The 23,758-nt window shown below is 70.0% G+C and carries 27 protein-coding genes; 11 read left to right on the forward strand and 16 right to left on the reverse strand.

The genetic code is table 11. The features are described 5' to 3' along the window. Window positions 1-63: 63 nt before the first annotated feature. On the forward strand, window positions 64-1,164 hold the full coding sequence (locus ACWGIC_RS01760) for a hypothetical protein (protein ID WP_452073968.1): 1,101 nt from the start codon (window positions 64-66) through the stop codon (window positions 1,162-1,164). Window positions 1,165-1,280: 116 nt separating this feature from the next. On the opposite strand, the gene ACWGIC_RS01765 is transcribed toward ACWGIC_RS01760, so the two are convergent. Beyond that, window positions 1,281-2,291, reverse strand: a complete 1,011-nt coding sequence (locus ACWGIC_RS01765; protein ID WP_452073969.1) for a helix-turn-helix domain-containing protein — start codon at window positions 2,289-2,291, stop codon at window positions 1,281-1,283. 168 nt (window positions 2,292-2,459) lie between these two features. Between ACWGIC_RS01765 and ACWGIC_RS01770 the strand changes: the two genes are divergently transcribed. Then, window positions 2,460-4,352, forward strand: coding sequence for a putative Ig domain-containing protein (locus ACWGIC_RS01770; protein ID WP_452073970.1), 1,893 nt, complete (start codon window positions 2,460-2,462; stop codon window positions 4,350-4,352). A gap of 110 nt (window positions 4,353-4,462) precedes the next feature. On the opposite strand, the gene ACWGIC_RS01775 is transcribed toward ACWGIC_RS01770, so the two are convergent. Beyond that, window positions 4,463-5,440, reverse strand: coding sequence for an ArsR/SmtB family transcription factor (locus ACWGIC_RS01775; RefSeq protein WP_452073971.1), 978 nt, complete (start codon window positions 5,438-5,440; stop codon window positions 4,463-4,465). Between the two features lie 174 nt (window positions 5,441-5,614). Here ACWGIC_RS01775 and ACWGIC_RS01780 point away from each other — a divergent pair, with 174 nt between their 5' ends. Continuing rightward, entirely contained in the window at window positions 5,615-6,205 is a 591-nt protein-coding gene (locus tag ACWGIC_RS01780) for a hypothetical protein (protein WP_452073972.1), read from the forward strand. A 48-nt stretch (window positions 6,206-6,253) separates the two neighbouring features. Here the strand turns inward: ACWGIC_RS01780 and ACWGIC_RS01785 are convergent, their stop codons facing one another. From ACWGIC_RS01785 to ACWGIC_RS01800, 4 genes are read right to left on the reverse strand one after another with little or no spacing between them, the layout of a single operon-like run. Beyond that, window positions 6,254-7,177 carry a ribokinase gene (locus ACWGIC_RS01785; protein ID WP_452073973.1) on the reverse strand — a complete coding sequence of 308 codons (924 nt, stop codon included), beginning with the start codon at window positions 7,175-7,177 and terminating at the stop codon, window positions 6,254-6,256. Then, entirely contained in the window at window positions 7,174-8,208 is a 1,035-nt protein-coding gene (locus ACWGIC_RS01790) for a phosphotriesterase family protein (RefSeq protein ID WP_452073974.1), read from the reverse strand. The genes ACWGIC_RS01785 and ACWGIC_RS01790 overlap by 4 nt, the downstream gene beginning before the upstream one ends. Then, a complete protein-coding gene (locus tag ACWGIC_RS01795; RefSeq protein WP_452073975.1) occupies window positions 8,201-9,196 on the reverse strand; it encodes a DMT family transporter in 996 nt (331 codons plus the stop codon). The genes ACWGIC_RS01790 and ACWGIC_RS01795 overlap by 8 nt, the downstream gene beginning before the upstream one ends. A gap of 31 nt (window positions 9,197-9,227) precedes the next feature. After that, window positions 9,228-9,980, reverse strand: a complete 753-nt coding sequence (locus ACWGIC_RS01800) for a glutamine amidotransferase (protein ID WP_452073976.1) — start codon at window positions 9,978-9,980, stop codon at window positions 9,228-9,230. 111 nt (window positions 9,981-10,091) lie between these two features. On the opposite strand from ACWGIC_RS01800, the gene ACWGIC_RS01805 reads away from it, so the two are divergent. From ACWGIC_RS01805 to ACWGIC_RS01820, 4 genes are all read left to right on the forward strand, one after another. After that, window positions 10,092-11,081 (forward strand): LacI family DNA-binding transcriptional regulator, encoded by a 990-nt coding sequence (locus ACWGIC_RS01805; protein ID WP_452073977.1) that lies wholly within the window; start codon window positions 10,092-10,094, stop codon window positions 11,079-11,081. Further along, window positions 11,078-12,142, forward strand: a complete 1,065-nt coding sequence (locus ACWGIC_RS01810) for a M20 family metallopeptidase (RefSeq protein WP_452073978.1) — start codon at window positions 11,078-11,080, stop codon at window positions 12,140-12,142. The genes ACWGIC_RS01805 and ACWGIC_RS01810 overlap by 4 nt, the downstream gene beginning before the upstream one ends. A 108-nt stretch (window positions 12,143-12,250) precedes the next feature. Next, on the forward strand, window positions 12,251-12,418 hold the full coding sequence (locus ACWGIC_RS01815) for a hypothetical protein (RefSeq protein WP_452073979.1): 168 nt from the start codon (window positions 12,251-12,253) through the stop codon (window positions 12,416-12,418). Between the two features lie 79 nt (window positions 12,419-12,497). Beyond that, window positions 12,498-13,142 (forward strand): carbonic anhydrase, encoded by a 645-nt coding sequence (locus tag ACWGIC_RS01820; protein WP_452073980.1) that lies wholly within the window; start codon window positions 12,498-12,500, stop codon window positions 13,140-13,142. 89 nt (window positions 13,143-13,231) lie between these two features. Here ACWGIC_RS01820 and ACWGIC_RS01825 read toward each other — a convergent pair whose 3' ends face one another. From ACWGIC_RS01825 to ACWGIC_RS01845, 5 genes are all read right to left on the reverse strand, one after another. Then, window positions 13,232-13,858 carry a cupredoxin domain-containing protein gene (locus tag ACWGIC_RS01825; protein WP_452073981.1) on the reverse strand — a complete coding sequence of 209 codons (627 nt, stop codon included), beginning with the start codon at window positions 13,856-13,858 and terminating at the stop codon, window positions 13,232-13,234. Continuing rightward, a complete protein-coding gene (locus ACWGIC_RS01830; RefSeq protein ID WP_452073982.1) occupies window positions 13,855-14,364 on the reverse strand; it encodes a hypothetical protein in 510 nt (169 codons plus the stop codon). Before ACWGIC_RS01830 ends, ACWGIC_RS01825 begins: the two co-directional genes overlap by 4 nt. 68 nt (window positions 14,365-14,432) lie before the next feature. Further along, window positions 14,433-15,431 (reverse strand): cupredoxin domain-containing protein, encoded by a 999-nt coding sequence (locus tag ACWGIC_RS01835; protein WP_452073983.1) that lies wholly within the window; start codon window positions 15,429-15,431, stop codon window positions 14,433-14,435. A gap of 30 nt (window positions 15,432-15,461) precedes the next feature. Continuing rightward, the gene (locus tag ACWGIC_RS01840; protein WP_452073984.1) at window positions 15,462-16,376 is read right to left on the reverse strand and encodes a copper resistance D family protein; all 915 of its coding nucleotides are present in this window, start codon (window positions 16,374-16,376) and stop codon (window positions 15,462-15,464) included. Window positions 16,377-16,380: 4 nt separating this feature from the next. Beyond that, window positions 16,381-16,998: a hypothetical protein gene (locus ACWGIC_RS01845; RefSeq protein ID WP_452073985.1), complete on the reverse strand. Its 618-nt coding sequence runs from the start codon at window positions 16,996-16,998 to the stop codon at window positions 16,381-16,383. Between the two features lie 331 nt (window positions 16,999-17,329). Between ACWGIC_RS01845 and ACWGIC_RS01850 the strand changes: the two genes are divergently transcribed. Then, on the forward strand, window positions 17,330-17,860 hold the full coding sequence (locus ACWGIC_RS01850) for a copper resistance CopC family protein (RefSeq protein ID WP_452073986.1): 531 nt from the start codon (window positions 17,330-17,332) through the stop codon (window positions 17,858-17,860). 165 nt (window positions 17,861-18,025) lie between these two features. Continuing rightward, window positions 18,026-18,883, forward strand: a complete 858-nt coding sequence (locus tag ACWGIC_RS01855) for a formate/nitrite transporter family protein (RefSeq protein WP_452073987.1) — start codon at window positions 18,026-18,028, stop codon at window positions 18,881-18,883. Window positions 18,884-18,962: 79 nt separating this feature from the next. On the opposite strand, the gene ACWGIC_RS01860 is transcribed toward ACWGIC_RS01855, so the two are convergent. The 5 genes from ACWGIC_RS01860 to ACWGIC_RS01880 all read right to left on the reverse strand — a co-directional run bounded on the left by ACWGIC_RS01860 (window position 18,963) and on the right by ACWGIC_RS01880 (window position 22,609). After that, window positions 18,963-19,736, reverse strand: coding sequence for a HEAT repeat domain-containing protein (locus ACWGIC_RS01860; RefSeq protein ID WP_452073988.1), 774 nt, complete (start codon window positions 19,734-19,736; stop codon window positions 18,963-18,965). A 48-nt stretch (window positions 19,737-19,784) separates the two neighbouring features. Beyond that, window positions 19,785-20,372 (reverse strand): hypothetical protein, encoded by a 588-nt coding sequence (locus tag ACWGIC_RS01865; protein ID WP_452073989.1) that lies wholly within the window; start codon window positions 20,370-20,372, stop codon window positions 19,785-19,787. Beyond that, window positions 20,365-21,126: a hypothetical protein gene (locus ACWGIC_RS01870; RefSeq protein ID WP_452073990.1), complete on the reverse strand. Its 762-nt coding sequence runs from the start codon at window positions 21,124-21,126 to the stop codon at window positions 20,365-20,367. Before ACWGIC_RS01870 ends, ACWGIC_RS01865 begins: the two co-directional genes overlap by 8 nt. 121 nt (window positions 21,127-21,247) lie before the next feature. Next, window positions 21,248-21,856: a Crp/Fnr family transcriptional regulator gene (locus tag ACWGIC_RS01875; protein WP_452073991.1), complete on the reverse strand. Its 609-nt coding sequence runs from the start codon at window positions 21,854-21,856 to the stop codon at window positions 21,248-21,250. Window positions 21,857-21,985: 129 nt separating this feature from the next. After that, a complete protein-coding gene (locus tag ACWGIC_RS01880) occupies window positions 21,986-22,609 on the reverse strand; it encodes a hypothetical protein (RefSeq protein WP_452073992.1) in 624 nt (207 codons plus the stop codon). Between the two features lie 116 nt (window positions 22,610-22,725). Between ACWGIC_RS01880 and ACWGIC_RS01885 the strand changes: the two genes are divergently transcribed. Together ACWGIC_RS01885 and ACWGIC_RS01890 are read left to right on the forward strand one after the other, a co-directional pair. Beyond that, window positions 22,726-23,049, forward strand: a complete 324-nt coding sequence (locus ACWGIC_RS01885; protein ID WP_452074189.1) for an RHS repeat-associated core domain-containing protein — start codon at window positions 22,726-22,728, stop codon at window positions 23,047-23,049. After that, window positions 23,046-23,258: a hypothetical protein gene (locus ACWGIC_RS01890; protein ID WP_452073993.1), complete on the forward strand. Its 213-nt coding sequence runs from the start codon at window positions 23,046-23,048 to the stop codon at window positions 23,256-23,258. Before ACWGIC_RS01885 ends, ACWGIC_RS01890 begins: the two co-directional genes overlap by 4 nt. Window positions 23,259-23,758 lie beyond the last annotated feature (500 nt).

The raw sequence follows: 23,758 nt of genomic DNA on the forward strand, positions 1-23,758 counted from the left end.
CGGTTTTTGTCGGTGCCCCGCGCGATGATGCCCCCGGCAGCAGCCGAACGGGGAGGAACGGCGATGCGAGTGCTGATGAGCGGCGAGGCACCGGTGAGCTACGCGCAGATCTATGTCCAGAGCTCGCCAGGGTTGCCGGACCTGTCCGGGTGTTTCAGCGGCCAGCGGAACGGGCTGTGCGGCGCCGCGGTCCCCGGTGCCCTCTTTCTGGTCACCGGGCTGAACTCCGGCCAGGTCGGCTTCCGCGTGGAATTGCACGACGAAGCTCCGCCGCCGGACGAGACCTGGGAGGAGATCGTCGAGGTTTCGTTCCGTCCCACCGGGGCGGTTTCCCTCCTCGCCTGGGGCGGTTACGGCTTCTGGCCGCTCGATCTGGGCGCGGTCGGCTACCGGGTCCGCTACTGCGGAGCGCGAATGGACGAGGCGCACCGGCTCGGCATTCCCGAGGGCGAGGTTTTCGAACCGGACCGCTACCTGCTCCAGTTCTGGCCGGGTCCGCCGGAACCGGACCGGGTGGTCAAGCAGACCAGCGAGACCGCCGCCTACTGGCATCGAGCGGCCAGGGAGAGACTGGTTCCTGAGACACGGAAAGAGAGACCCGAGGGCGTTTCTCATGCGAGACAGGTCCGAGCCTCCCCGGGGGTGCGCGTGACAGTGGCGGCCCGCGAGCGGGGCGGAAACCTGGCCAGCGAGCTGCTTCGAAGCGACGCGCCGAGTTTGGGAAAACTGGATCCGTCCCTGGTCGGCGCTCTCGGACGGACGGACCCGGCGACCCAGCGGCAGATCGCCCGCTGGGCGGTCCGGCGCGCGTTCGCCGAGGCCCAGCTGACCGAGGTCGAGTGGATAGCCCCCGCCCTGGCCGCGATGGACCGGGGCGACGCGCTGCCGCCGCCGTTCGACGACGACCGGCGTGCCTGGGACCTCCTGCTCACGGACGAACAAGTCCCGCGCACGACGGCCACGTCGCCGGACGGACGGCACGACAACTGCCTCCAGCAAGCGATGGCGTTCCCGGCGCTGTTCTCCGCCCGCGAGCCGGACCCGCGGCAAGCGGCCATGGACGCGCTCTGGTCGGCCGTGGTCGCGTTCGGCTACGGACGGCACGGCCTGTTGTTCGCCGAGGTCCGGCAAGCCTTTCCGGCGCTCACGGAAGGTGAAGGGTGAACCGTATCGACAGATGAACCGAGCGCTGCTCACGCATTCGGTCCGCAAGCGCGCGGTGCGAGGCAGGCACAGGTGTAGAAAAACCCTGGGGCGCAACGGCTTCAGCGAAGCCCGGCTCACAGCGGCACCGACCGCACCGGCGAGACGCCGGGCTGGGAATCGACCGAAAGCCAGTCGTTGCGAGTGGCGTGCAGCGCCAGTTGGAACCGGTTCGCCGCGCCGGTGCGGGCCATCAGGTTCTCCAGGTACCGGAACATCGTCCGCCTGCTGACGCCGAGCACCCGGGCGACCTGGTCGTCGGTGAGCCCGGCGGCGAGCAGCCCGAGCAGCCGTCGTTCGCTGGGCCGGATCTCGGGGCCGGAGGCGTCGGCGGCGAGGCCGAGGGGCAGCGCGACCTGCCAGCACATGTCGAACAGGCCGGCCAGCGCGTCGAACAGGCCGCACGAGCGGATCAGCAGCACGGTGCGGTCCGCGCCGGACAGGGCCGCGCAGTCGTCGACGATCAGCAGCTTCACCGGGACCTCGGGCAGCACCCGGGCCTCCTCCCCGCTTTTCCCGCAGGGCAGGATGTTCTCGGCGACGTACTCGGGCCGTTCCAGCGCGAGCCTGCCGTAGACGGCGCGGTACCGGACGCCCCGGGCCAGGTTCTCCAGTTCGATCTCGTTGGCGTCCGCGTCGGCGTAGTACGGCGGCGAGTCGAGCCCGCGGACCTCCGCCCGCGCCGACCGCTCCAGCTGCTGCACCCGTTCGGCGGCAGTGGTTCCGCTGACCACCTCGATCATCGGGTCGGCGTCGTAGCGGGCCGAACGCCTGCGGCATTCCTCGTACAGGCGCGTCATCGCCGCGCGGGCGCCGGCCAGTTCGGCCTCGCGCTGGCGGCTCAGCACCTCCAGCACCGGCTCCGGGCGCAGCGCGGACATCGGCGAACCGGGCCCGTCGACCCGCCCGGCCAGCCCGATCCCGGCGAGCACCGTCAGCACGCGGCGCACCTCGCCGGGGTCGCGGCCGGTCCGCCCGGCCAGTTCGTCCGGCGGAACCGGTCCCGACGAAAGTAGGTCGAGATAGATTTCTGCTTCGTCCGCTTTGAGCCCGAGCGTCATCAGATGGCCGATTGCTTCGGGAACCATTCGGAGGCACCTCCACCGGGCTGGCCGACACCATTGCGCCACTGGCACCAGCGCGTCACCGCCAGGGCTGAACGAACTGTAGACAACGGGGCACCGAATGGCCCGACGCCGTTCGCAGGAAATTCCCTGGGAGGGATCGTGTCCCGTTCAGCTCGAAGAATCCTTGCCATGGCCGGTTTCGCGGCCTTGGCCTTGACCGCCTCGGCACTGCCCGCCGCGGCCGCGCCCGCCGCGGCGCATCCGACCGCCCGCGTCTGCGCCGAGAAGGCGAAGCCCGGCATGGTCACGTGTTTCGCCGAACGCCAGACCGACACCATGCGCGCGATGGTCGCCCCGGGCGCGCTGCCCGGCGGGTTCGGTCCCGCGGACCTGCGCTCCGCCTACAACCTCACCGCCGCGGGCAGCGCGTCGGCCACCGTGGCGATCATCGACTCCAACGACGACCCGAACGCTGAATCGGACCTCGCGAGCTACCGCTCCACCTACGGGCTCCCGGCCTGCACCACCGCGAACGGCTGCTTCAAAAAGGTGAACCAGAACGGGCAGACCAGCCCGCTTCCGTCCGCCGATTCCGGCTGGGCGGGCGAAATCTCGCTCGACGTCGACATGGTTTCGGCGATCTGCCCGAATTGCCACATTCTGCTCGTCGAAGCGAACCAGCCGAGCATGGCCGATCTCGGCACCGCGGTGAACACCGCCGTGTCGATGGGCGCGAAATACGTCTCCAACAGCTACGGCGGCGGCGAGGACGGCACCGAACCCTCCTCCGACTCGAGCTACTTCCACCACCCCGGCGTCGCGATCACCGCGAGCACCGGCGACAGCGGTTACGGCATCAGCTACCCGGCCTCGTCGCAGTACGTGACCGCGGTCGGCGGCACCTCGCTGAGCCGCAACAGCAGCGCCCGCGGCTGGGGCGAAACCGCGTGGAGCGGCGCGGGCAGCGGCTGCTCCGGCTACGTGGCCAAGCCGTCGTTCCAGAACGTGACGACCGCTTGCAGCAAGCGCGCGGTCGCCGACGTCTCGGCAGTGGCCGACCCGCAGACCGGTGTCGCGGTGTACCAGACCTACGGCGGCAGCGGCTGGGCCGTGTACGGCGGAACCAGCGCGTCCGCCCCGATCATCGCGTCCGTGTACGCCCTCGCCGGCACGCCCGGCGCGTCCGACACCCCCGGCGCCTACCCCTACTCGCACACCGGCAACCTCAACGACGTGACCTCCGGCAGCAACGGCAGCTGCTCGTCCTCGGTGCAGTGCAAAGCCGGCCCGGGCTGGGACGGCCCGACCGGTCTCGGCACCCCCAACGGCACCGCGGCGTTCACCCCGGGCACGCCCAGCGGCGGAGTCACGGCAGCCAACCCCGGCAACCAGAACGGCGTCGTCGGCACCGCGGCGAGCCTGCAGCTGTCCGCGTCCGGCGGCAGCGGCGGCTACACCTGGACCGCGAGCGGCCTGCCCGCCGGGCTGTCGATCAGCTCCGGAGGACTGATCTCCGGCACTCCGACCACCGCGGGCACGTACTCGGTGACCGCGACCGCCAAGGACTCCTCCGGGGCCACCGGCTCCACCACGTTCAGCTGGACGATCGCCCCGACCGGCGGCGGAAACTGCACCGGGCAGAAACTGGGCAACCCCGGCTTCGAGAACGGCACCAGCCCGTGGACCGCGTCCAGCGGAGTGATCAGCACGTCGTCCAACGGCGAAGCCCCGCACAGCGGCACTTACCTGGCCTACCTCAACGGTTACGGCAGCGCGCACACCGACACGGTCTCGCAGTCGGTGAGCATCCCCGCCGGCTGCCACGCCACGCTGAGCTACTACCTGCACGTCGACACCGCCGAGACGACCGCCTCGACGTCGTACGACAAGCTGACCGTCAAGGCCGGTTCGACCACGCTCGCCTCGTACTCGAACCTGAACCAGGCGAACGGATACCAGCTGCGCACCGTTGACATGTCGGCGTTCGCCGGGCAGACGGTGACGCTGACCTTCACCGGCACCGAGGACTCGAGCCTGCAGACGTCCTTCTGCCTCGACGACACGGCGCTGACCGTGAGCTGAACCTGAACCGGGGAGAGGCCGTCCCGTGCGCGGGGCGGCCTCTCCCTGCTGCGTAAGGGGTTCGCGGCAGCGCTCGACGAACCGATCCGCGTCGCCCATACACCAAACGGCTAATTCGCAGCCCGGCTCAGCGTTTTGGCGGCGAGCAGATCGAGCCCGAGCGGAGTGCACTCGTGGCACACAGCTTTGCCGTCCCGGTGCGAGACGATCAGGCCCGCCTCGCGCAAAGTCTTGGCGTGCAAGGACGCCGCGGCGACCGAGACCGAAAGCTCGCGCGCGAGACCGGTCGTCGTGCGTCCGACGGTCAGGGCCTGCAGCGCCCCCGCGCGAGTGGTGCCGAGCAGTGCGGCCAGCGGGTCCGAAGGCTCGGCCGGGCGGAGCAGGGGCAACGGCGTGAGCGCGGGGTAGATCAGCGTGGTCGGCCGGTCGGCGTAGTACGCCACCAGCGGGTGTCCCGACCACAGCAGCGTGGGCCGCAGGACCAGACCGTGGCCGTGCAGGGCCAGGTCGATGTCGCGGGAGCAGTCCGCTTCGAGGGTCAGGCCGTTCCAGCGGAACATCGGCCGGAGGCTGGCGAACAGGGCCTTGATCCCTTGGCGCGCGAAGATTCTCGCGCGCCACGCGGTCTCGGCGTCGAAGCCTGCCCGCAGGCTGTGCCAGCTTTCGGCGAGGACGCTCCGGTAGCCGGTGCGGATGGCCTGGTCCAGCACCTGCCACGCGTCGCGGTCCTGCCCGGCCAGCCGCTTCGTCCAGGAGGTCAGCGGCCGGTCGATCGCGCACACCCGCCGAAGTTCGGCGTGCACTTCGGCCCGGGGCGTGGACAGCACGCGGTCCAGCCCCTCTTCCACGGTGCGGCTGGGCGGATCGAGGAACATCGGGCCCGCGCCGGAGGGCGAGACGAGCTGCAGCAGCGGCCTGCCCTCCGCCGGCAGCCGCCGCGCGACCCGCTCGCGCCACGGCGCGAAAGCCGGGTCCGGGTCCCGGCGCTGCAGCATCTGCATCGCCAAGGTCAGCTCGGCGAGCGGAGCCGGATGCTCGGCGATCGACACGTGCAGAAGATCCTCGGGCGTGCAGCGCAGCCGAAGCACGGAACCCCCCTTGTTTTGAGTTTTAGCTTAAACCATCGCGGCCCGCGTTCCGGTGCGCGAATATGGGTTTCTCGGCAGGGGGCCGGGAAATAGCAGAACGAAGGCATCGCATCCGGCCTATCGGGATACGCCGTTCGCGGCCTCCTGGACATTTCCCGAAGAAGAGGGGTTTCCATGCGAGGAAGAATCGGCGCGGCACTGGGGGCGGCATTGCTTTCGCTTGCCGCGGTCGCGACGACGGCGGCAGCGGCGGACGCGTCTCCCGCCGGGACGCCGGCGAGTTTTGCCGCGCAGTTGCGTTCCGCCGGGTTCACCGCCCAGCAGACGGCCGCGCTGCGGGGCGAGATCGACCGCGACCTGGCGAAGCTGCACGGCAGGCAGGTCACGCCCAATCAAATCGTCACGGGCGACAATTCGGTCGTCACTTATCCGTTGCCCGGCGAGAAGTACGCGCACGCGTTCGGCGACGGGAGGAACGGCAACGACCCGCGCACTCCGTACGAACTCTGTTCGTACGGAGCGTTCTGCGGATGGAAGTACGCGAACTACGAAGGGAAGGGATTCACCCACGCGGCCTGCGGCGATTTCTACGAGATCCCGGACGGCTTCAACAGCGGCGGATCGTGGATGAACAACCAGACGCATCACTACACGACGTCGTTCTGGGGCAAGGGACTCACCTACCTGTCCACCTCGCCGAAGGCGTACTACGCCCAGCCCCACGGGAACTGGCACCCGGTGTGGGACATCTCGAACGACTGCTGACCGCGGCGTGACGCGGCGGCGGCATCCGGCCAGGACGCCGCCGCCGGGTCACGCGTCGAGCACCTCGGCCAGAGTCGGCAAAGAGGGGTGCGCTCCGTGCCGCGTCACGACGACCGCGGCCACCTTCGCCGCGAAACCGCAAGCCGCCACCACCTCGGCGGTCGTCGGCTCACCGGGAATCTCCGCGAGCCGCGCGGCAAGCGCTCCGACGAACGAATCTCCGGCGGCAGTGGTGTCCACGGCTCGGACCGCGACAGCCGGAACGTGCGCGGACGACGACGCGTCGAGGACGGCGCAGCCCTCGGCCCCCAGCGTCACGATCACCCACCGGCATCCCGCAGCGAACAGTTCGGCACTGCCGCGCCGCAAACTGGCCCCAGCAGAGGGATTCTGGCCGGTGAGCTGCCGGAACTCGATTTCGTTCGCCACCACCACATCGCTGAACGGCAGCAGCTTCCCGGCCGCGTCGTCGACGGGCGCGGTGTTGAGCACCGTCACCACGCCACGCTCGCGAGCCGCCGCGAAAGCGCGTTCCGTCGCTTCGGCCGCGGCTTCCAGCTGGCCCACCACGACCCGAAGCCCCGGCAGTTCGCTGATCGCCGCTTCGGCCGCCGCGGCCGGAATATCGGCGTTCGCCCCGGCCACGACGACGATCGAGTTGACGCCCTCCGCGTCGACGGTGATCGCGGCGCGACCGGTCGGCAGCGCCGACCTTCGCACGTGGGTCACGTCCGCGCCCTCGGCGTGCAGGGCTTCCAGGTACTCGTCGCCGTCCTCGTCGTCGCCGACGCACCCGATCACGGCCACGTCCGCGCCGAGCCGGGCGGCGGCGACCGCTTGGTTGCCGCCTTTTCCGCCCAGCTCCCGGCTCGCCGAAAACCCCATCAGGGTCTCCCCCGGCTCCGGGATGCGCGAAGCCTGGACGATGTGGTCGACGTTGAGCGACGCGACTACCGCCACCGCCGGGCTCATGCGGTCAGCCACCGAGCCGGGACGTCCCGCATCAGCCGGGCCACCGCGTCCGCCTCGACTCCTTCCGCGGCGAGCAGATCGGCGAAGATCGTCGGCACGAACACGAGCCCGTTCCCGCCGTTGTGCGTCCACATCTGCTTCAGGAACAGGTCGTGCGACAGCATGATCTGGTCCCCGAAGCCCTCGTGCACCCACCGGGCCACGGCGCGTGCGGTCTGGGAAACCGTCGGGGCAACGCCTTCGCCGGGGAACGAGATGTCGAGACCGATCATGTCGAACTCCAGCAGCACGCCGCGTTGGAGAAGCTCGCGCTGGTAGCCCGGGTCGTCGCCGGACGGATCGCTGTGCGCCAGCGCCACTTTCGCCGGCCGCGCACCGCATTCCTCCAGCACCAGGTCGAGCACCTCGTGCCCGCGCCGCTGCCAGCCCGGCATGTGGATGTTGAGCCCGACACCCGGCCGCGCCGCCTGCGCGAGCGCCGCGGCCCGCAGGGAAGCCCGCTCCCCGTCGGTGAAAAGCGGGGAGACGCCGACCTCGCCGATGACGCCGGCCCGGATGCCTGTCTCGCCGACACCCTCGTCCAGTTCCGCGAGAATGTGCTCGGTCTGAGCTTCGACGGTGACCGCGGTGATGCGCTCGCCCTCGAACTTCTCCAGGTACGCACCGGTGCCCATGATGACGTTGACCCCGGTGGCCTCGGCCACCGCCGCCAGCGCTCGCGGGTCCCGGCCGATCGCCGCGCTGCCGGTCGCGTCGACGACCGTTCCGCCGCCGGCCGCGGCGAAAGCGGTCACCTCGCGCACCACGCTCGCGTGGTCCTTCACCGCCACGTTGTCGGCGCAGCAGTACGGATCCTGGCGGAGCAGGAACTGCCAGCCCGGCCCCACTTCCGCGTCGGCCAGCCGCCGGGTGGAGGCGTAGGAAGGTTCGGCGACCGCCGAGGACAGGTCGTTGAAGAGGTGCTCGTGCGGGAGCACCAGCCCGAGGTCCGCCGCGCCGACCGGACCGAGGACGCCGCGCACCTCAGCCACGACGCACCTCGGCCGGCTGGGCGAGAACCGCCGGTTCCGCGGTGTGCCGGGACGGGATCATCGCGATCGCCGCGGCCGCCAGCGCCACGAGCGCACCGAGCACGGTCACCAGGTGCAGGCTGGAACCCGCTGCGGGAGCGACGATTTCGAGCAGCAGCGATCCGATCAGCTGGCCCGCGGTCGAAGCGAGCCCGAGCAGCAGCAGCCCCAAACCGCGCACCAGCAAGGCCATCAGCGCGATCGACAGGAGGCCGAGCGGTCCGCCGAAGTACATCCACCACGTGCCCGGCAAGGCGAAGTGCGCGCCCGCGGCGACCATCCGCACCACGTACACGAGGCCGAGCGCCACGAAGCCGATCAGGAAGTTCCAGGTGATGGAAATGAACATCGAGCCGGACAGCAGGCCGATCTCGGAGTTGCCCGCGGGCTGCCAGCCGGCGAGCAGGCCGCCGACGAACGGCATGATCGCCAGCGCGATCATGTGCGGGGCCGACCAGTTCGGGGAAACCACCAGCACGGTGGCGCAGATCGCCAGGATCGCCCCGGCGACGCGCGGCGCGCTCATCGCCTGCTTGAACGGGACGCCGATGCCGAGGCGGTCGCACACCACGCCGGAGATGACCATGCCGGAGATCAGCGAGGTCTGGAAGATCGCCACCCCGAGGAAGCCCACCGTCACGCCTTCGGAGAGCACGATCACCGCACCGCACAGCCCGGCGAAGAAGTTCCACCGCGGGATGTCGCCGCGCACGAGCTGACCCGGCAGCCGGAAGAACGCGGTGCGCGTCCGGGGGCGCGCCAGCACGATGATCAGCATCAGCACCAGGCCGGTGCCGAAGGACACCAGCGCGGCGGCGTGCCCGTCGCCGAGCGCGGTGCCGAGGTGCCCGTTCACGAGCGACTGCAACGGGCCGAGCATTCCGGCGAAGACGGTCGCGATCGTCAGTACGACGGCCGAGGTCGCGCGGCGGGTGGGTGACGTACTCATCGAATCCTCCTTGATCCCGAGTGCGCGCGGCTCAGATTTCGCGGCCGGCGAGCCAGGTCGTCGCCTGCGCGAAGAGCTTGCCGTAGCCGTTCCAGCTCATGAACTCCTCCGGAGCCCAGTGCGGGGAGATGTCCGAGGTGAACGCGAGGGTGCGGCCCTTGCCGACCTGGCGCGCGGCCAGCATCACGTCGCCCTCGACGGTGGCGAGCAGCTCGGCGTCCGGCTTCAGCGTGGTGTGCTGGTAGCCCAGGAGGATCGGCCACTCCTGGTCGAGTCCCGCGACGACCGGGTGGCCCGGCTGCACGACCCGCGCCTGGACGCCCTCCGGGGTTTCGACGCGGTCGTCGAACGGATCGATGTCGACCGGAAGGATCTCCTCGATCGGCGTCCGGTGGTAGTTGGCCTTGCCCTCGAAGCCCTGGAAACTCAGGTAGCCGCCGGCCATCATCAGGCCGCCGCCATTGCGGACCCATTCGCGCAGCAGCTTGAGCCGGTTGGGAGCCGGGCGGCCGCGGGTGAACGTGTCCGGGTGCAGCAGCAGGGTGTTGGAGCCGACGTCGGACAGCAGCACGACGTCGTAGGGCGCGAGTTCTTCCAGCGTCTGCGGGAATTTCTCGGCCACGTCGTGCGAGCGCAGGTGAGTCACCTCGACCCCTTCCGCCGCCAGCGCCGCCAGCAGCCGCTCGCACCCGATCTCCACCTGGGTGTGCGCGAACGGGTCGTATCCCTTGTGGTCGATCGTCGCACTGACCCACGACTCCCCGGCTAGCAGGACCTTGACCATCGACGACTCCTTCGGGCGAAAGCGTTTAGCGTGTGTTGCGCAACATAGCGCAACATCGCCAATATAGGATGCGGTTGCAGTCGCCGTCAACGCTCAACGGGGAGGAGCCGGATGTCGCTGGCGAAGGTGGCCCGAGAGGCCGGAGTGGCCGTGTCGACGGTGTCGAGGTACGTCCGGGGGGAGCTCAACGTCGCCTCCGAAACGGCCCGGCGCATCGACGCCGCGCTGTCCGCCGAAGGGCATCCGCCCGTGCAGAAACAGGTGACCGGGCTCAGTCTCGGCCTGGCGGTCCCGTCGCTGGACAACCCGTATTTCTCCGCGCTGGCGGACGCGGTGGCCGACGCCGCCGCGGCGGACGGCATCGACGTGTACACCGCGCTCACCGGGTCGTCGCCGTCGCGGGAGCGCGCCAGCGTCGAGCGCCTGGCGCGGGTGCCGGACGTGGGCGGGCTGATCTACCTGGGGATGAACAACACCAACGAGGCCTTCGCGAACCGCCTTGCCGCCGATTTCCCGGTGGTTTTCCTCGACGAGTACGTCGAGGCCGCCGGGCCGCGGATCGCGCACGTCACCGCCAACAGCTTCGGCGGCGCCTACCAGGCGACCACCCACCTGATCTCCCAGGGCCACCGGCGCATCGCCCACGTCGGCGGCCCGGCCGGGCTGCGGACGGCCGACCAGCGCGAGGCCGGCTACCGGGCGGCGCTGGAGGCGCACGGCGTCGAAGCGGACGAATCGATGATCGTGCGCGGCGCCTTCAGCTCGGCTTTCGGCATGAACTTCTTCGCGCACATGGCGCGGGCGGGAGCGGAGCCCACCGCCGTGTTCGCCGCCAGCGACATCGCCGCGGTCGGCCTGCTCGAAGCGGCGCGGCGCGGCGGGGTCGCCGTGCCGGGAGACCTGTCGGTGATCGGCTGCGACGGAATCACCCTCGGCGAATGGACCTCGCCGCGCCTGACGACAGTCGCGCAGCCGACCGAGCAGATGGCCCGCAAAGCGGTCGACGAGATCACTCGCCTCGCGGCCGGCCACGCCCCCGCCGACCACGTGCTCTCCATGCAGCTCGTCGTCCGCGAATCAACCCAGGAGCACTCCGGATGACCGACGAAGCCCTCGCGCTGCTGCGCGATCTCGTCTGCAAGGACACCACCTCCGGCGACAGCGCCGCGCAGTCCGCCGCGCAAGAGCTGGCCGTCTCCTACGCCACTGCCACCGCGGGCGTGCGCGTGCTGCAACGCTCCGCTTCCGGGAGGCCGTGGGTTCTCCTCGGCGCCGGTTCGCCCGATGGGCCGCTTTTCGTGTGCCACATCGACACCGTCCCGGTCGGCTCCCCCGACCTCTGGGAACGCGCCCCGTTCTCCGCGGACGTCGACGAGGAGTTCCTGCACGGCCGCGGCAGCGTCGACATGAAAGGCGGCCTCGTCGCCGCGCTGGAAGCGTTGCGCAACGCCGCGGAAGCCGGTGCCGCCGCACAGGTCCTCATCACCAGCGACGAAGAGATCGGCTGCCGGGGCGCAGCCGAGGCTTCGGCCTCGTTGAACCTGACGCCGCGGATCGTCGTGGTCCCGGAAGCGACCCGGAACCGCGTCTCGCTCGGGCACCGCGGAGCCACCTGGCTGCGCCTCGCCGCGGCGGGCAAGGCGGCCCACGGCTCCACGCCCCAGCTCGGCCGCAACGCGATCCAGCTGCTCGCCGACCGGGCACTGGGCGCGCTCGATTCCCTCCCGTTGTCCACTGAGGACTATTTGGGCGAGGAAACCGTCAACGTCGGCACGTTCGGAGGCGGCACCGCGACGAACATCGTTCCCGCATCCGCTGTCCTGACCCTGGACGTGCGCACCGTGGACGGGGGCGCGCCCGCGATCGCGTGGGCTTCTTCGCTCGATCCGGCGATCAGCGCCGAGGTGGATCTCGACCTGCCCGCCGTGCGGACTCCGCGCTTGCCGGACGCTCTCGCCGGCCACGCGACGGCCCCGGCCGCGACGTACTTCACCGACGCTTCGGCCTTGGCCGGGTCCGTCGCGGGCGCGCCGATCGTCATCTGGGGCCCCGGAGATCCCCGGCAGATGCACGCGGCCAACGAAAAACTGGAACTGGAGTCGTGGCGGCAGGCGGGGCGCAACTACCGCGAACTTGTCTTGTCCGCGGCGGCGCTCCGCTGACACTCCCCCGGAACCGGCGAATGAGGTCCCGGACTCGCGCATGGTCCGGGCGCGCCTGGGTATCCCTCCGGGGAACGGCAGTTTCCCGGTGACGGTCAGGAGGACTCCATGCTGGCACTGCTCGGTCTGCTTCTGGTGATCTGGCTGGTGTGCATCGTGCTCGGGGTGGTGATCAAAGGCCTGTTCTGGCTCGTCGTCGCGGGCGCGATCCTGTTCGTGGCGACCGCTGTCGTCGGCTTCGTGAAGCGGGAAGCGCTGGGACGCGGGCGCGGCTGAGGCACCCGGCCGGTCGAACCCGCCGCGAACGAGACGATCGCAACACCGTTCACCGCGTCGCGCGGCCTAGGCTGAAGCCATGGCCGACACGACACCGCAGACCCCGCAGGAAGCGTTCGACCTGTTGATGGCAGGCAACCACCGCTTCCTCACCAGCACCCCGGAGCACCCCAACCAGGACGCCGCCCGGCGCGCCGCGATCGCGCCGAACCAGCACCCGTTCGCGGTCCTGTTCGGATGCTCCGATTCCCGCCTCGCCGCCGAGATCATCTTCGACCGCGGTCTCGGCGACCTGTTCGTCGTGCGCACCGCGGGCCAGGTGATCGGCTCGGAGGTCCTGGGCAGCATCGAATACGGGGTCGACCTGCTCGAGTGCCCGCTCGTCGTCGTCCTCGGCCACGACTCGTGCGGAGCCGTGGGCGCGGCCCGCGCGGCGCTGGAGGACGGGCTCGCGCCGGTGGGCTACGTCCGCGACGTCGTCGAGAAGGTGACGCCCAGCGTGCTCGCGGCCCGAGCGGCCGGCCGGGTCGAACCGCACGAAATCCTCGCCGAACACGTCAAGCACACTGTCGACCTGCTGCTGGACCGCTCGCGCGTGCTCGCCGACCGCGTCGCGGACGGCCGGGCCGCCGTCGTCGGCCTGCGCTACCGCCTCGCCGACGGCAGCGCCGAAGTCGTAGCCGCCCACGGCATCGACGTCCCCGCCGCCGGGGCGTTGGCCTGACCGGAGAGATTCCCTGCTGAGCCCTGCCCCGGCGCGCTCCGCGCCGAGGGCGGGTTTCGGTCGGCCAGCGCCGCGTCGGGGGTCAGCCGTCACGCCTTCCTCGACGTCAAAAGCAGCAGACAGCCGATGGCTACTGCCGTCACGAGACCGGCGACGAGGAGTTGGGGATTCAGGCTGGTTGTCGCCGCCTGGGCAACCGTCGCAGCCGTAGTCGGAGCTGGCGCAGCGGCAGCCGCGCTGGGCTGACTCGGCACGGTGCTGGTGACAGCGGACTGGGTCGGGGCTACGGGCACTGCCACCGCAGTACGGCTGGGAGTGGTGACCGGGCGCGGTACAGGCGCAGGTGCCGAAGCGCGCGTCGGCGGTGGCTGGGTGGGGGCAGCGGGCTGGACGATGACCTGAGCGCGCATGTCCGGATGCACTGAGCAGTAGTAAGAGTAGGTGCCCGCGGCGCGGAACGTGTAGCTCCAGCTTTGCCCCTGCGACAGCTGCGGGCTGCGGAACGAAACGGGAGAGCTAGTCGTGACCACGTCGTGCGGTGCGGTGTCGTGCTGGATCCAGGTGACGGTGTCGCCGACGTGCACGGTCAACGATGCGGGCGAGTAGGCGTAGTCCTGCATCATCACGGTCTGCGTGGCTGCGGCGGCCGAAGGCGCCTGAGGGGCCGCGAGCGTGAGCAGGACAGAAGCCGCCAGGAGAGCGAAGAAGCGTTTCACTGCACGAACTCCCCCGCGAATTCGAGGTGCACCGGGCGGCGGGTCAGCAGGCGCACGGTCCGCACTGTCCTCAGTGGATGGCGAGGCGGCGGCAATGTCCCTTTCAGCCACAGGATCACGCGGCCTTCGCCCACCTCGCGGAGTTCCCCGCCGAGCAGCAGATCGCGGGCCGAGTCGCCGAAGTCCAGCCGTCCGGCGAACTCGATCGACGGCCGTTCGACGATCTCGTCCCCGCCGAACCGCACCTCGCCCAGTTCCCGGGTGACCAGTGCGGACACGAAAGGAACCTTGGCGCGGAACGAGGAACCGTCGATCTCGGCGGTGAGCGCGCAGCCTTCCGGGCCGCGGTCGAACGTGGCGCGGCGGACGGTCAACCGGCCGCGCAGCACCGGAATCCCGCACAACCGCAACGTCAGTTCCAGCACGGACCGGTCAGGCCGGATCCGGTGGACGCGAACAGCGGGATCGGCGTCGAGCGCGGGCAGGAGCCGGGTGTCAGTGGGCACGAAGTCCTCCGGGGATCGAGGGATCCGGGGCGGGCGCGGCGGCCCGCCCCGGACCGGGTCGGCACGTCTCAGCAGGACGCCTGGTTCAGCAGCGGCGTCAGGACGTTCTCCAGCCAGACGGTGTGCGTCTTGATGTACTGGTCCAGAGCCAGCAGATCGGTGACCTGCTGCCCCGGGGATTCCTCCAGGTGCGCGGACTTGATGTGCGCGATGATCGGCGCGAGCGTGTCGGTGACGACCTTGCCGGCCGAGCCGTCGAGCACGGGCTTGAGCACGCTTTCGAGCCACACGGTGTGCGTCTTGATGTACTGGTCCAGGGCGAGCAGATCGGTGACCTGCTGTCCGGGGGACTCCTCCAGGTGCGCCGCCTTGACGTGGTCGAGGATCGGTTGCAGCACTCCCTTCGGCACGCAGTCGCCCGGCGGCGGGTCCGAAGGCATCGGCATCGAGTGCGTCGGGCTGGACGGCGCGCTCGAGGTCGTCGAGGACGACGGCGGCGCAGTCGGCGAGGACGGCGGTGCCGCGCCTTGCACGGTCACGGTCGCCTTCATGTCGGGGTGGATCGAACAGTAGTAGGAGTAAGTGCCTGCCTTGGTGAAGGTGTGCGAGAAGGTGCCGCCGGTCTGCATGGTCGGCGAGGTGAACTTCTCCGGCCCGTCGGTGACGACGACGTTGTGCGGTGCGGTGTCGTGGTTGGTCCACGTCACCGTGTCCCCGGCGGAGATCGTCAAGGCGGCCGGCGAGAACTTGTACCCGCTCATCTCGACCGCCTTGGCCGAACCCGCCGCGGCCGGGGCGGCAGCGCCGCCCTGCTGCTGCGCAAGCCCCTGGTAGAGCGGGACCGCGAGCGGGCTCTGCTTCGCCAGCGCCGCGAGATCGACCTTGGCCGTGCTCGGCGCGGCGACCGGGGCCGTCTGCTGCCCCGTGCGCAACGTGGTCAGGCTGACCAGGGCCGCCGCCAGCGCGACGACCGCGACCGCGATCGGCCACCGGCGCCGGCGAGCCGCCGCGGGCGGGGCTTCCGGCCGCGTTCCGGCGGCAGCGGAGGTGGGTTCCGGGTTGTCCATCAAGGAGATTCCTTTCCAGGGTGGAGACGTTCACCGGCCGGGACTGGCGGTGACGAGGAGGCTCGCCGCGAACAGCACCACGACGACGAGCGTGGCTTCCGCGGCGACGGAATAGACGAAGGGACGGACCGCGCCGGCGTCGCCGCGCAGCACCACCGCGAAGTCGAGACGGCGCGCGACCCAGCTCTTGCTCGCCTGGGCGAACAGCAGAACCACCGCGAGCACCGCGAGTTTCGTGAGCAGAATCCGGCCGTAGCCGGTGGTGAACACCCGCCCGGCGTCGCCGAGCGTCTCGAACGCGAGGACGGCCCCGGCGGCGATCACGACCAGGACGGACGCCATCGCGAGTTTCGAATAGCGCGGCACGACCTGGGCGAGCTCTTCGGGATCACGGTGGGACAGCACGCCGAAAAGCAGCATCGCGAGCCCGCCGATCCACGCGCAGATGCCCGCCAGGTGCCCGAAATCCGCGAGCTGGCTCAACAGCGGATGCGCGCTTTCCGCGGAATGCCCGGTCAGTCCGGTCGTGCGCACCAGCCCGGCGGCGACCACTCCCGCGCCGACCCGCCACGCCACCGACGCCGCGGCCCGGCTGCCGCGCTGCAGCACGTCGGCGAGCACGACCCCGCCGAGCACCCACAACAACGCCTTCGCGAACCAGATCCGGCCGAACTGGCTGTCGAGCACTTGGCCGAGCAGGGCCGGATCGAACAGCTCCGACGGCGGCCGCTGTGCCACCCACGCGCCCTGCAACCCGAGCCCGGCCACCGTCCCGGCCAGTCCGAGAATCCAGCCGGTCGTCAACGCGGCGCGCGCTCGGCGGCGGTCCGCGCCAGCCGGCCACAACAGCGCGAGAAAGAACAGTCCTCCGACGAACACGGTGAGCCCGGCGTAGTCCACGCAGCGGGCGGCGACATACCAGAATTTGGCCGAGCCGAGGTCCACCGGATCAGCCTCCGTTCAGCGAAGCCGCCGCGGGCGCGGGGAGATTTCCCGCTGACGGCAACGGAAGCGCGCCCCCTGGTTGTGCTGGGGCAGCACAGGAACCGATGAGCGTCGTGAGAAGACCGGTGGGGCCGGTCAGCCCGGCGCCGGCAGTGAGCCCGCCGACGAGCGGCAGCCCGCTCACCGTGTCGAGCACCGGCTGGACCGCACCCGGCTGGCACGTCGGCGCCGGAGTACCTGGCGGCGGGGTTTCCGGCGGGGAGGTCGGCGGCTCGGAAGGCATCTCCGGCGGCGGCGTTTCCCCTGTCGGCATCGGCATTTCTCCGACCGGTGCGCCGGTCACGGGGGCGGCGTCCGGCGGCGGCTCGCCCGGCGGGAGACCTCCCTCGGGCACCGGCGGCAACGGCTGCACGGCACCCGGCGGAGGCAGCTGGCCGACCGGCAGGGATTGCTGCGGCGCGGGCGCGGCCTGCGCCGGGGCCTGCTCGGACGGCGCCGGGCCGGTCGCCGCCGTCGTCTTCAGGCCGATTCCCGACGCGTATCCGACCACCACGACGACCGCGCCCGCCAGACAGGCCGCGACCGCTTGGTCCCGGCGCGCTGCTGAAGCCACCACAAGCATTTCCTTCCCGACGGGGAACCTGGTCCCGGGATCTGCCGTCGACCGGGAGCACGACGAGTGAGCACTCAACCAAACCGCGCGTTTCGGCAGGCCGCCGAAGAATGACGGGGGCGTTAAATTGGCCTCCGTTTACCGAAATCAAGCTGTGAATTCGAACGCGGCCGAAGTGAGAACTTATTAACCTGACCGTTGCGCGCCCGAATCACCGCCGACAACGAGACACCGACACCATTCTGACCCGAAACTCGTCCCCTTCCCGAAGCAGGAGTTCATGCGACCGTTCTCAAGGCCCTCCGCCGCTCCTCGCCGCCCGCGCCGAAGCACGCTCCTCTTGCCCGCCCTCGCCGCAATCGCTTGCGCCCTCTCCGCAGCGGCTTTCACCGGCTCGACAGCCGAGGCGCACAGTTTCCTGGAATCGAGCACACCGGCGCCCGGCTCCTCCGTCGCTTCCGCGCCCGCCCGAGTGTCGCTCACCTTCAATGAACCGCTGGACAGCGGATTCGCCGAATTGACAGTGCTCGGCCCGGACGGAACGACGCATTGGGAAGCCGCGGCCCCCACGACTTCCGGAGCGGTGGTGTCCGCACCGGTGAAACCGCTCGGCCCGGCCGGAAAGTACACCGTGAAATACCGGATCGTCTCCGCCGACGGGCATCCGGTTTCCGGCTCCTATTCCTTCACCCTCACCAAAGCTGGCGCAGGCGCCGCACCGCCCTCTCCCGCGCCGCCTGCCACCCCCGCCGCGCAAGCGACCGCGGACGACAACTTGCCCGCGTGGGTGTGGATCGCCGCCGCGGCAGTGCTCCTGATCGCCGGAGGAACCGTCGCGGCCCGGCTCTCGCGCAGTTCCGCACCGGACTGAGCCCTGTCCGAAATGGACCGCTCGCCGCACTGATGGGCGAATTCACCGCGACCGCCGCCCGCTGTGCGCATCCGGATACCGGATCCTGATCACCGCGCTACCGGAACGCAGAGTCCGGAGGATCGAATGCCCCGCGTACCCGACCTCGTCCGGAAGGCTTCTCCCATGCCGATTTCCGTGCCCGCCGCCCTCGATCTGCAAGCAGACGTCGCCGACGGGAAGATCGACGAACTGCGCCGTCCCGGGAGGTACCTGGTGAGCTCGATGCTCGCCGGAGCGTTCATCGGCGTCGCGGTGGTGCTTCTGCTGGAGGCGACCGGACCGCTCAACGCCGCGGGGTCCCCGTGGACGAAAGCGGTGCAGGGCCTGGTGTTCGGGATCGCGCTGACCGCGGTCGTGTTCGCCGGCGCGGAACTGTCCACCGGCAACATGATGACCATGGTGCAAGGCGTGCTGGTCCGGCGCCGGGGAGCGGGCGCGGCGGCGAGCGTGATCGTGGTGTCGTTCCTCGGCAACCTGCTCGGTTCGATCGTGTTCGCCTGGCTCGTGCACGCGGGCGGGGTCCTGTCGATCGGCGGCGCCGCCGGTCATCCCGGCCCGGGCGCGGCGCTGCTGGCGAGCCTGGTCAAGACGAAGACCGCGGAGTCCGCGAGCGCACTGTTCTTCCGCGGCGTGCTGTGCAACTTCCTGGTCTGCCTCGCGGTGTGGATGGCGGCCCGCACGAAGTCCGACGGCGCCAAGCTGGCGCTGATCTTCTGGTGCCTGCTCGCGTTCATCAGCTCCGGGTTCGAGCACGTGGTCGCCAACATGACGACGTTCTCGCTCGGAATGATGGAAGGCGTGCCGGGCGCGACGATCGGCGCGTTCGGCCGGAACCTGCTGTTCGTGGGACTGGGCAACCTCGTCGGCGGCGGTCTGCTGGTCGGTGCCGCCTACAGTCTGCTGGGCAGCCGCCCCCGCCCGGACCGCCCTTCCGCCGCTTCGGACCGCCCTTCGGAAGACCTCGCCGCGACCGGCAGCTGACCGGTCCCGCTCCAGAGCCGCGGCGGACAACCTGTCCGCCGCGGCTCTGGCGTGTCCGGGAAAGCAAGCGCCGGACCGGTCAGACCGTCAGATCTCCTGGCCAGATCCGTTTCAGGGGAGGGATCTCGCCGCGCAGAATTCTCGCCCATTCGCGTCGGTCGCGGGACGATTTCGGACTGTGCTCTCGCAGTGTCTCGAACTCCCCCAGCGAACCAAGCGCTCGCGCTGCGGCGATCCGCGTTTCGCGAAGAGGGTCATTCTGGAGGAGATCGACCAGCAGCTCCCGGACCGGATGCTCCCGCACCGTTGCGCGCAATCCCGCGTTGCCCAGCCGGCGGACAGCGTCCACACCGAGAGAACGCACGGATGGGGCAGTGTCCTTCAACGCCCTCATCAAGGGATCAAGAGCGTTCGCCTCTCCCGAGTCACCCAGGCCTGCTGTCGCTTTCATTCGCACAGTAGCGGGATACTTCCTAAGGCAGATGTCGTACTGGCCCACTGGGTCGAGCTGGCGAAGTCGGCTGAAACCGAATTGGTATCGGGTTGCTATCGGCGCCCAGACCGCGCTTGTGATCGTGCCGCCCGGCCCGTCTTCGACAGCCCTGATATGCGCGTCCGGGACGAAGTCGAGCAGAGGAGCCGGATCACGATCGCGATCGCGTTCCGCAAGAACCCGCAACGCCAGCGCGAGCACTTTGGCAGACCGGATTTCGCACCTCAGCGACGTGAATATCGCTTCGTCGATTCCTGCTTCTTCCGCCTGAACGAGCTTCACCGCCATCGAAGCGGCCTGAGAATCAGGTGAGCGCAAGATGTCCTTGAGCAGACCATGCACATCCAGGCTGCCTCGCATTCCCGCTCCCCCTGCCCCCACGCTGCTCGCGCTTGAGATTACCGTAAATCAAGAACCGCGATCGGCCTTGTCAGCAACGGTGGACGGGTCTTCGGACGACGGGTCGCGAAGGTGGCAGTGCAACCAGGCGTCGACGTCCGTTCTCCACCCCCGCCCGGCGGGGATTGCGTTGGCACGGACCGCGTCGAGTTTCCAGCTGCATCCGGAGGAGGTTCTGCCGGTCGCGCCGCGGAGGCTGTCTTCGACAAAGCGGCGGACGGCAAGCAACTCCTGAGACGGGCTGACGCGCGCGAGCGCGATGACCGCACGGATGATGTCGTGGCGCAGTTGCCGAGGCGCGTCGCTGGGCGCGGTCGTCAGGAGCAGGTACGGGTCGCGGATCCACCATTCGACGATCACGGTCAGCCAGCGGCGCTCTGTTCTGGCGGCGGGCAGGGCGATCTCCGCGCGCAGTGTCTGCCGCCTCCGGTCGATGAGGTAGAAGCGTTCGCCGGAGTGCACGCTCAGCCCGGCGGTGGCCGCCTGATGCGCGACAACCGCGACGTGCCGGCCGTGCAGCCGGGCGCGAGCGCGGGCGACAGTGCGGCTGCGGCTGTAGCCGAGGACGGGACGCGCGCCGCGATGGAATCTAGGCACCGCGGACCAGCCCGTCGTTCCGGTGGCCGTTGGTGTCCGGCGGGCCTGGACAGTCGTCGGCTTCGAAGAACCGGCCGTCGAATTCTCGTGGTGTCAAAGGAGTCAGGACGATGCCCGTCGAGGGTCGCAGCCGGCCGAGAGTGTCGGAAACGTCGAGGCCGGGCACGTGGATCCAGGCGTCGCCGTCGAAGTCGCCAGTGCTCACGCGGACGGGAGCGCAGCGGGCCGGCGGGACGAGGGCGACAGTGAACGGCTCGACCACCGCCCGCCAGATCGCCTCGGACATGACCAGCGCGGCCCCGAATCGTTCCCCCGCTGGGTCGGTGTCGCACCAGTGGCGCACGACGTCGCCGAACGCGGCGGAGTTGAGCAGCCGGGCCAGCGTGATGTAAGTGCGGTGGTAGCGCTGATGATCCGCCATCGGCCCGAGGTGCACCGCGACCCGTGCCCGCATCGGGAACCGGTGGTAGCGGTTGCGCGAGCGCAGCAGGTGGTCGAGGTGGAACACGACCTCGACGAGCCGCCCGGCCTGATGGTCCGGATAGGCGAGCATCACGCCGTCGCCGGTCTCCCGCACGTGCCCGGCCTCGTCCCAGGACAGGCCCGCCGTGCGCAACGCCTCGGCGAACAGGGATTCCATCTCGTTTTTCATCGGGTCGAGCAGGTCGTCGCTGGCCCGCGACGAGCCGACGATGTCGACCACGACGACCGCCTTGGTGCGCGCGGCGTAGTGACTGGACGTAGACGCGGTCATCGGTGTTCTCCCCCCTGCACTGTCTGCATTTGGTGACAGGCAGAAGTCTCACGACTACCGGACCGGCGGTTCTGTTCACCGGTGCACAGAACCGCGTATCACTTGTCCGGATTGATGTGATCTAGGCCATATCGGCGAGGGTTTCGAGTTTCCGGATGTCGATCACGGTGAGCGACCGCCGTCCGGTCACGACGACGTTTTCCCGGCGGAGCCGCTTCAGCGCCTTCGCGAGAGTGCCGCGGGAGACCGGGATGAACGCGGCCTGCTCCTCCTGGGTGAGCGGCGCGTCCACCGACCATCCGCCGTCGCGCTTGCTCGCGCAGACGTCGACCAGGTACAGCAAGCGCCGCGCGATCTGGACGACCATGTCCGGGGTTCGGGTGTTGGTGCGTTCGCGCTGCGCGCCGAACAGCCGCTCGGACTGCAGGACCGCGATTTCGTAGGTGGTGGCGGGGTTTTCGAGGAGGAACCGCCGGAATGTCTCCGCGTCGATCCGCCGCAGCTCCACCTCGTCCAGCGCGACGACGTCGGCCATCCGGGGCTCGCCGGTCAGCACGGCGGCCTCGCCGTAGAGGTCGCCAGGTCCGCCGACGTCGAGAATGACCTGACGCGCCTCGTGGTCGGTCGACACCACTTTCACGTGACCACGTTCCAGCAGCACCACGTCGTCGCCGGGCTTGCCCACCCTCAGGACCGGCACGCCCTTGCCCAGCCGCTGCGGGCTCCCCATCGCCGCCAGGGCCGCCCTGTCCCGCGCCGGCAACCGGTCCACAAACGACCGCTTCCGCCCGCCCCCTGCTCCGCGCTCCACGCCTGCTCCCGTCCCGCGTCGTCCGCGCAGCAGCCTAAGCGCGGATGATCACCGACGCTCGGCAACCGGTCCGGCGAACACCCCCAGACGGACCAGTTCGCCCCCGACCCAGCCGGCCAGCCGGTTCAACGGCCCGTCCGCGGGCTCGGCCCGCCACCTGTCGGCCAGCTCGGCGTCGGGACCGTGCTCAGCCGACCACCACAACGCCGTCCGGACCTCCCGCGCAGTCAACGGCACAAGGCGCCGGCCGGGTGCCGGACGCACCATCGGCTTCGTCGCCATCACCGCCGCGACTGCTTCGGCGAAGGTGAACTGGTGCTCGACGACGACCTCCTGCGCCGCGTAATCGCTCGCCCCGTCCGCACCTGGCTCGGGAAACATCCCCAGCCGAACCAGCTGTCCCCGGACCTGCTCGACCTGGCGACTCCCGGCAACAGATCCTCCCGCCGCCGATCTCGCGCGCCCTCCGGCAAACCGCCGGTCGCAACCGGCCCGTTTTAGCTCCGCGCGCACACCCCGCACCGACAACTCCCCTACGCCGCGCGGCGGACCATCGCACCCGGCCGCGCGCGCAGCCAGCACCACCCCGACTGCCTCGTCCAGGGTGAACTGGTGCCGCACCCGCACCGCCACCCGCTCCTCGCCGCCGACCGCCCGTCTCGCGAAACCCATGCCGACACCTGACCAGCCCGCGCCCGCCAGTTCCGTTCACCGTCGCACAAAACCGGTCCCCGAACCGCGCGTGGCCAGGCCCGCTTGCGGCAGACATTTCACAGCTACGAGGAGAGATACCAGGCCGCCACCGTCAGCGCGGCAGTGCACGGAATTGTCAGCACCGCCGCCGCTGCGCGCAGTTTGTCGCCGCGCCCTATGGCGGCAACACCGCCACCGGACCCAACGCCGCCGACAACCCGTTCCATTACCTCGGCCAATACCAGTACGGTGTCGACATGCTGCTGGGCTACCGCTGGTACTTCCCCGGCTGGGGCCGATTCCTCACCCCCGACCCCACCGGACAGGAAGCCAACCACTACGCCTACGCCCAGAACGACCCCGGCAACAACAGCGACCCGCCGGAGACAGCTGAAAAGGGTCGATTCCCGGCGGTTTGATCGGCACTGCTGTCGGCGCGATTCTGTCAGTCAGCCCTGTCGGCCCGCTCGCAGGCGGCATTATCGGCGGTTGCGTCGGCGGACTGGCCAGCGCCTCTATCGACAGGGAGAACCTGCTGAAAGACTGCGGCAAAGATGCGATAACCGGCGCGACCGGCGGCGGAATCGGAAAATACGCCAAGAAATTAGGATCGCCGTACAATAGCTAGCGGCTGCCGGGCGGGGACCGCGGTCCCCGCCCGGCAAAGCATACAAGGAGCTGCTCCCTGAAAGATGCGTCAAGCGGCCAGGCACTAGCGGTGGGGACCTTGGCATCCTTGTTGGCCGTGAGCGTAGTTTTGAAGATATTATTTTGAGAGTTCGTTCTGTTCCCTTACCTCACTATGGGCCTAGCGGCGTCGTGCGCGGCATTCAGCACGGACTACGGGAAAACAGGACAGGAAGTTAGCCCGAAGTTTGCGCTGTCCCGCGTCGGGGCCAGGCCGCCCCGGACATCGGCGACGACCCCTGAATACCACTGCGTCCACCGACCCCTCCGTGCCTCGCGGAAGGCTTCAAAGCTGGCGCGCCCTGGCCCAGCCGACCGCGAAAGGGGCGTTCCGCAGGACTTTGTTCTCGATCAGTCCGGCAAGGCCCGGTCGAAGTAAACCGCGCCGCTGCTCCATTGGTTTCCGCTGCAATACGCACCGCCGGAAATCGAGCAGCGGCC

The sequence above is a fragment of the Amycolatopsis sp. NPDC054798 genome (assembly GCF_053611505.1).

What these genes read in the sequence shown, in the direction of transcription:
- ACWGIC_RS01870 (WP_452073990.1), bottom strand. Translation starts at nt 21,126, where the DNA reads ATGACCGCGTCTACGTCCAGTCACTACGCCGCGCGCACCAAGGCGGTC.
- ACWGIC_RS01765 (WP_452073969.1), bottom strand. Translation starts at nt 2,291, where the DNA reads ATGGTTCCCGAAGCAATCGGCCATCTGATGACGCTCGGGCTCAAAGCG.
- ACWGIC_RS01760 (WP_452073968.1), top strand. Translation starts at nt 64, where the DNA reads ATGCGAGTGCTGATGAGCGGCGAGGCACCGGTGAGCTACGCGCAGATC.
- ACWGIC_RS01800 (WP_452073976.1), bottom strand. Translation starts at nt 9,980, where the DNA reads ATGGTCAAGGTCCTGCTAGCCGGGGAGTCGTGGGTCAGTGCGACGATC.
- ACWGIC_RS01795 (WP_452073975.1), bottom strand. Translation starts at nt 9,196, where the DNA reads ATGAGTACGTCACCCACCCGCCGCGCGACCTCGGCCGTCGTACTGACG.
- ACWGIC_RS01835 (WP_452073983.1), bottom strand. Translation starts at nt 15,431, where the DNA reads ATGGACAACCCGGAACCCACCTCCGCTGCCGCCGGAACGCGGCCGGAA.
- ACWGIC_RS01805 (WP_452073977.1), top strand. Translation starts at nt 10,092, where the DNA reads ATGTCGCTGGCGAAGGTGGCCCGAGAGGCCGGAGTGGCCGTGTCGACG.
- ACWGIC_RS01860 (WP_452073988.1), bottom strand. Translation starts at nt 19,736, where the DNA reads ATGCGAGGCAGCCTGGATGTGCATGGTCTGCTCAAGGACATCTTGCGC.
- ACWGIC_RS01780 (WP_452073972.1), top strand. Translation starts at nt 5,615, where the DNA reads ATGCGAGGAAGAATCGGCGCGGCACTGGGGGCGGCATTGCTTTCGCTT.
- ACWGIC_RS01855 (WP_452073987.1), top strand. Translation starts at nt 18,026, where the DNA reads ATGCCGATTTCCGTGCCCGCCGCCCTCGATCTGCAAGCAGACGTCGCC.
- ACWGIC_RS01880 (WP_452073992.1), bottom strand. Translation starts at nt 22,609, where the DNA reads ATGGGTTTCGCGAGACGGGCGGTCGGCGGCGAGGAGCGGGTGGCGGTG.
- ACWGIC_RS01810 (WP_452073978.1), top strand. Translation starts at nt 11,078, where the DNA reads ATGACCGACGAAGCCCTCGCGCTGCTGCGCGATCTCGTCTGCAAGGAC.
- ACWGIC_RS01820 (WP_452073980.1), top strand. Translation starts at nt 12,498, where the DNA reads ATGGCCGACACGACACCGCAGACCCCGCAGGAAGCGTTCGACCTGTTG.
- ACWGIC_RS01875 (WP_452073991.1), bottom strand. Translation starts at nt 21,856, where the DNA reads ATGGGGAGCCCGCAGCGGCTGGGCAAGGGCGTGCCGGTCCTGAGGGTG.
- ACWGIC_RS01770 (WP_452073970.1), top strand. Translation starts at nt 2,460, where the DNA reads ATGGCCGGTTTCGCGGCCTTGGCCTTGACCGCCTCGGCACTGCCCGCC.
- ACWGIC_RS01845 (WP_452073985.1), bottom strand. Translation starts at nt 16,998, where the DNA reads ATGCTTGTGGTGGCTTCAGCAGCGCGCCGGGACCAAGCGGTCGCGGCC.
- ACWGIC_RS01815 (WP_452073979.1), top strand. Translation starts at nt 12,251, where the DNA reads ATGCTGGCACTGCTCGGTCTGCTTCTGGTGATCTGGCTGGTGTGCATC.
- ACWGIC_RS01785 (WP_452073973.1), bottom strand. Translation starts at nt 7,177, where the DNA reads ATGAGCCCGGCGGTGGCGGTAGTCGCGTCGCTCAACGTCGACCACATC.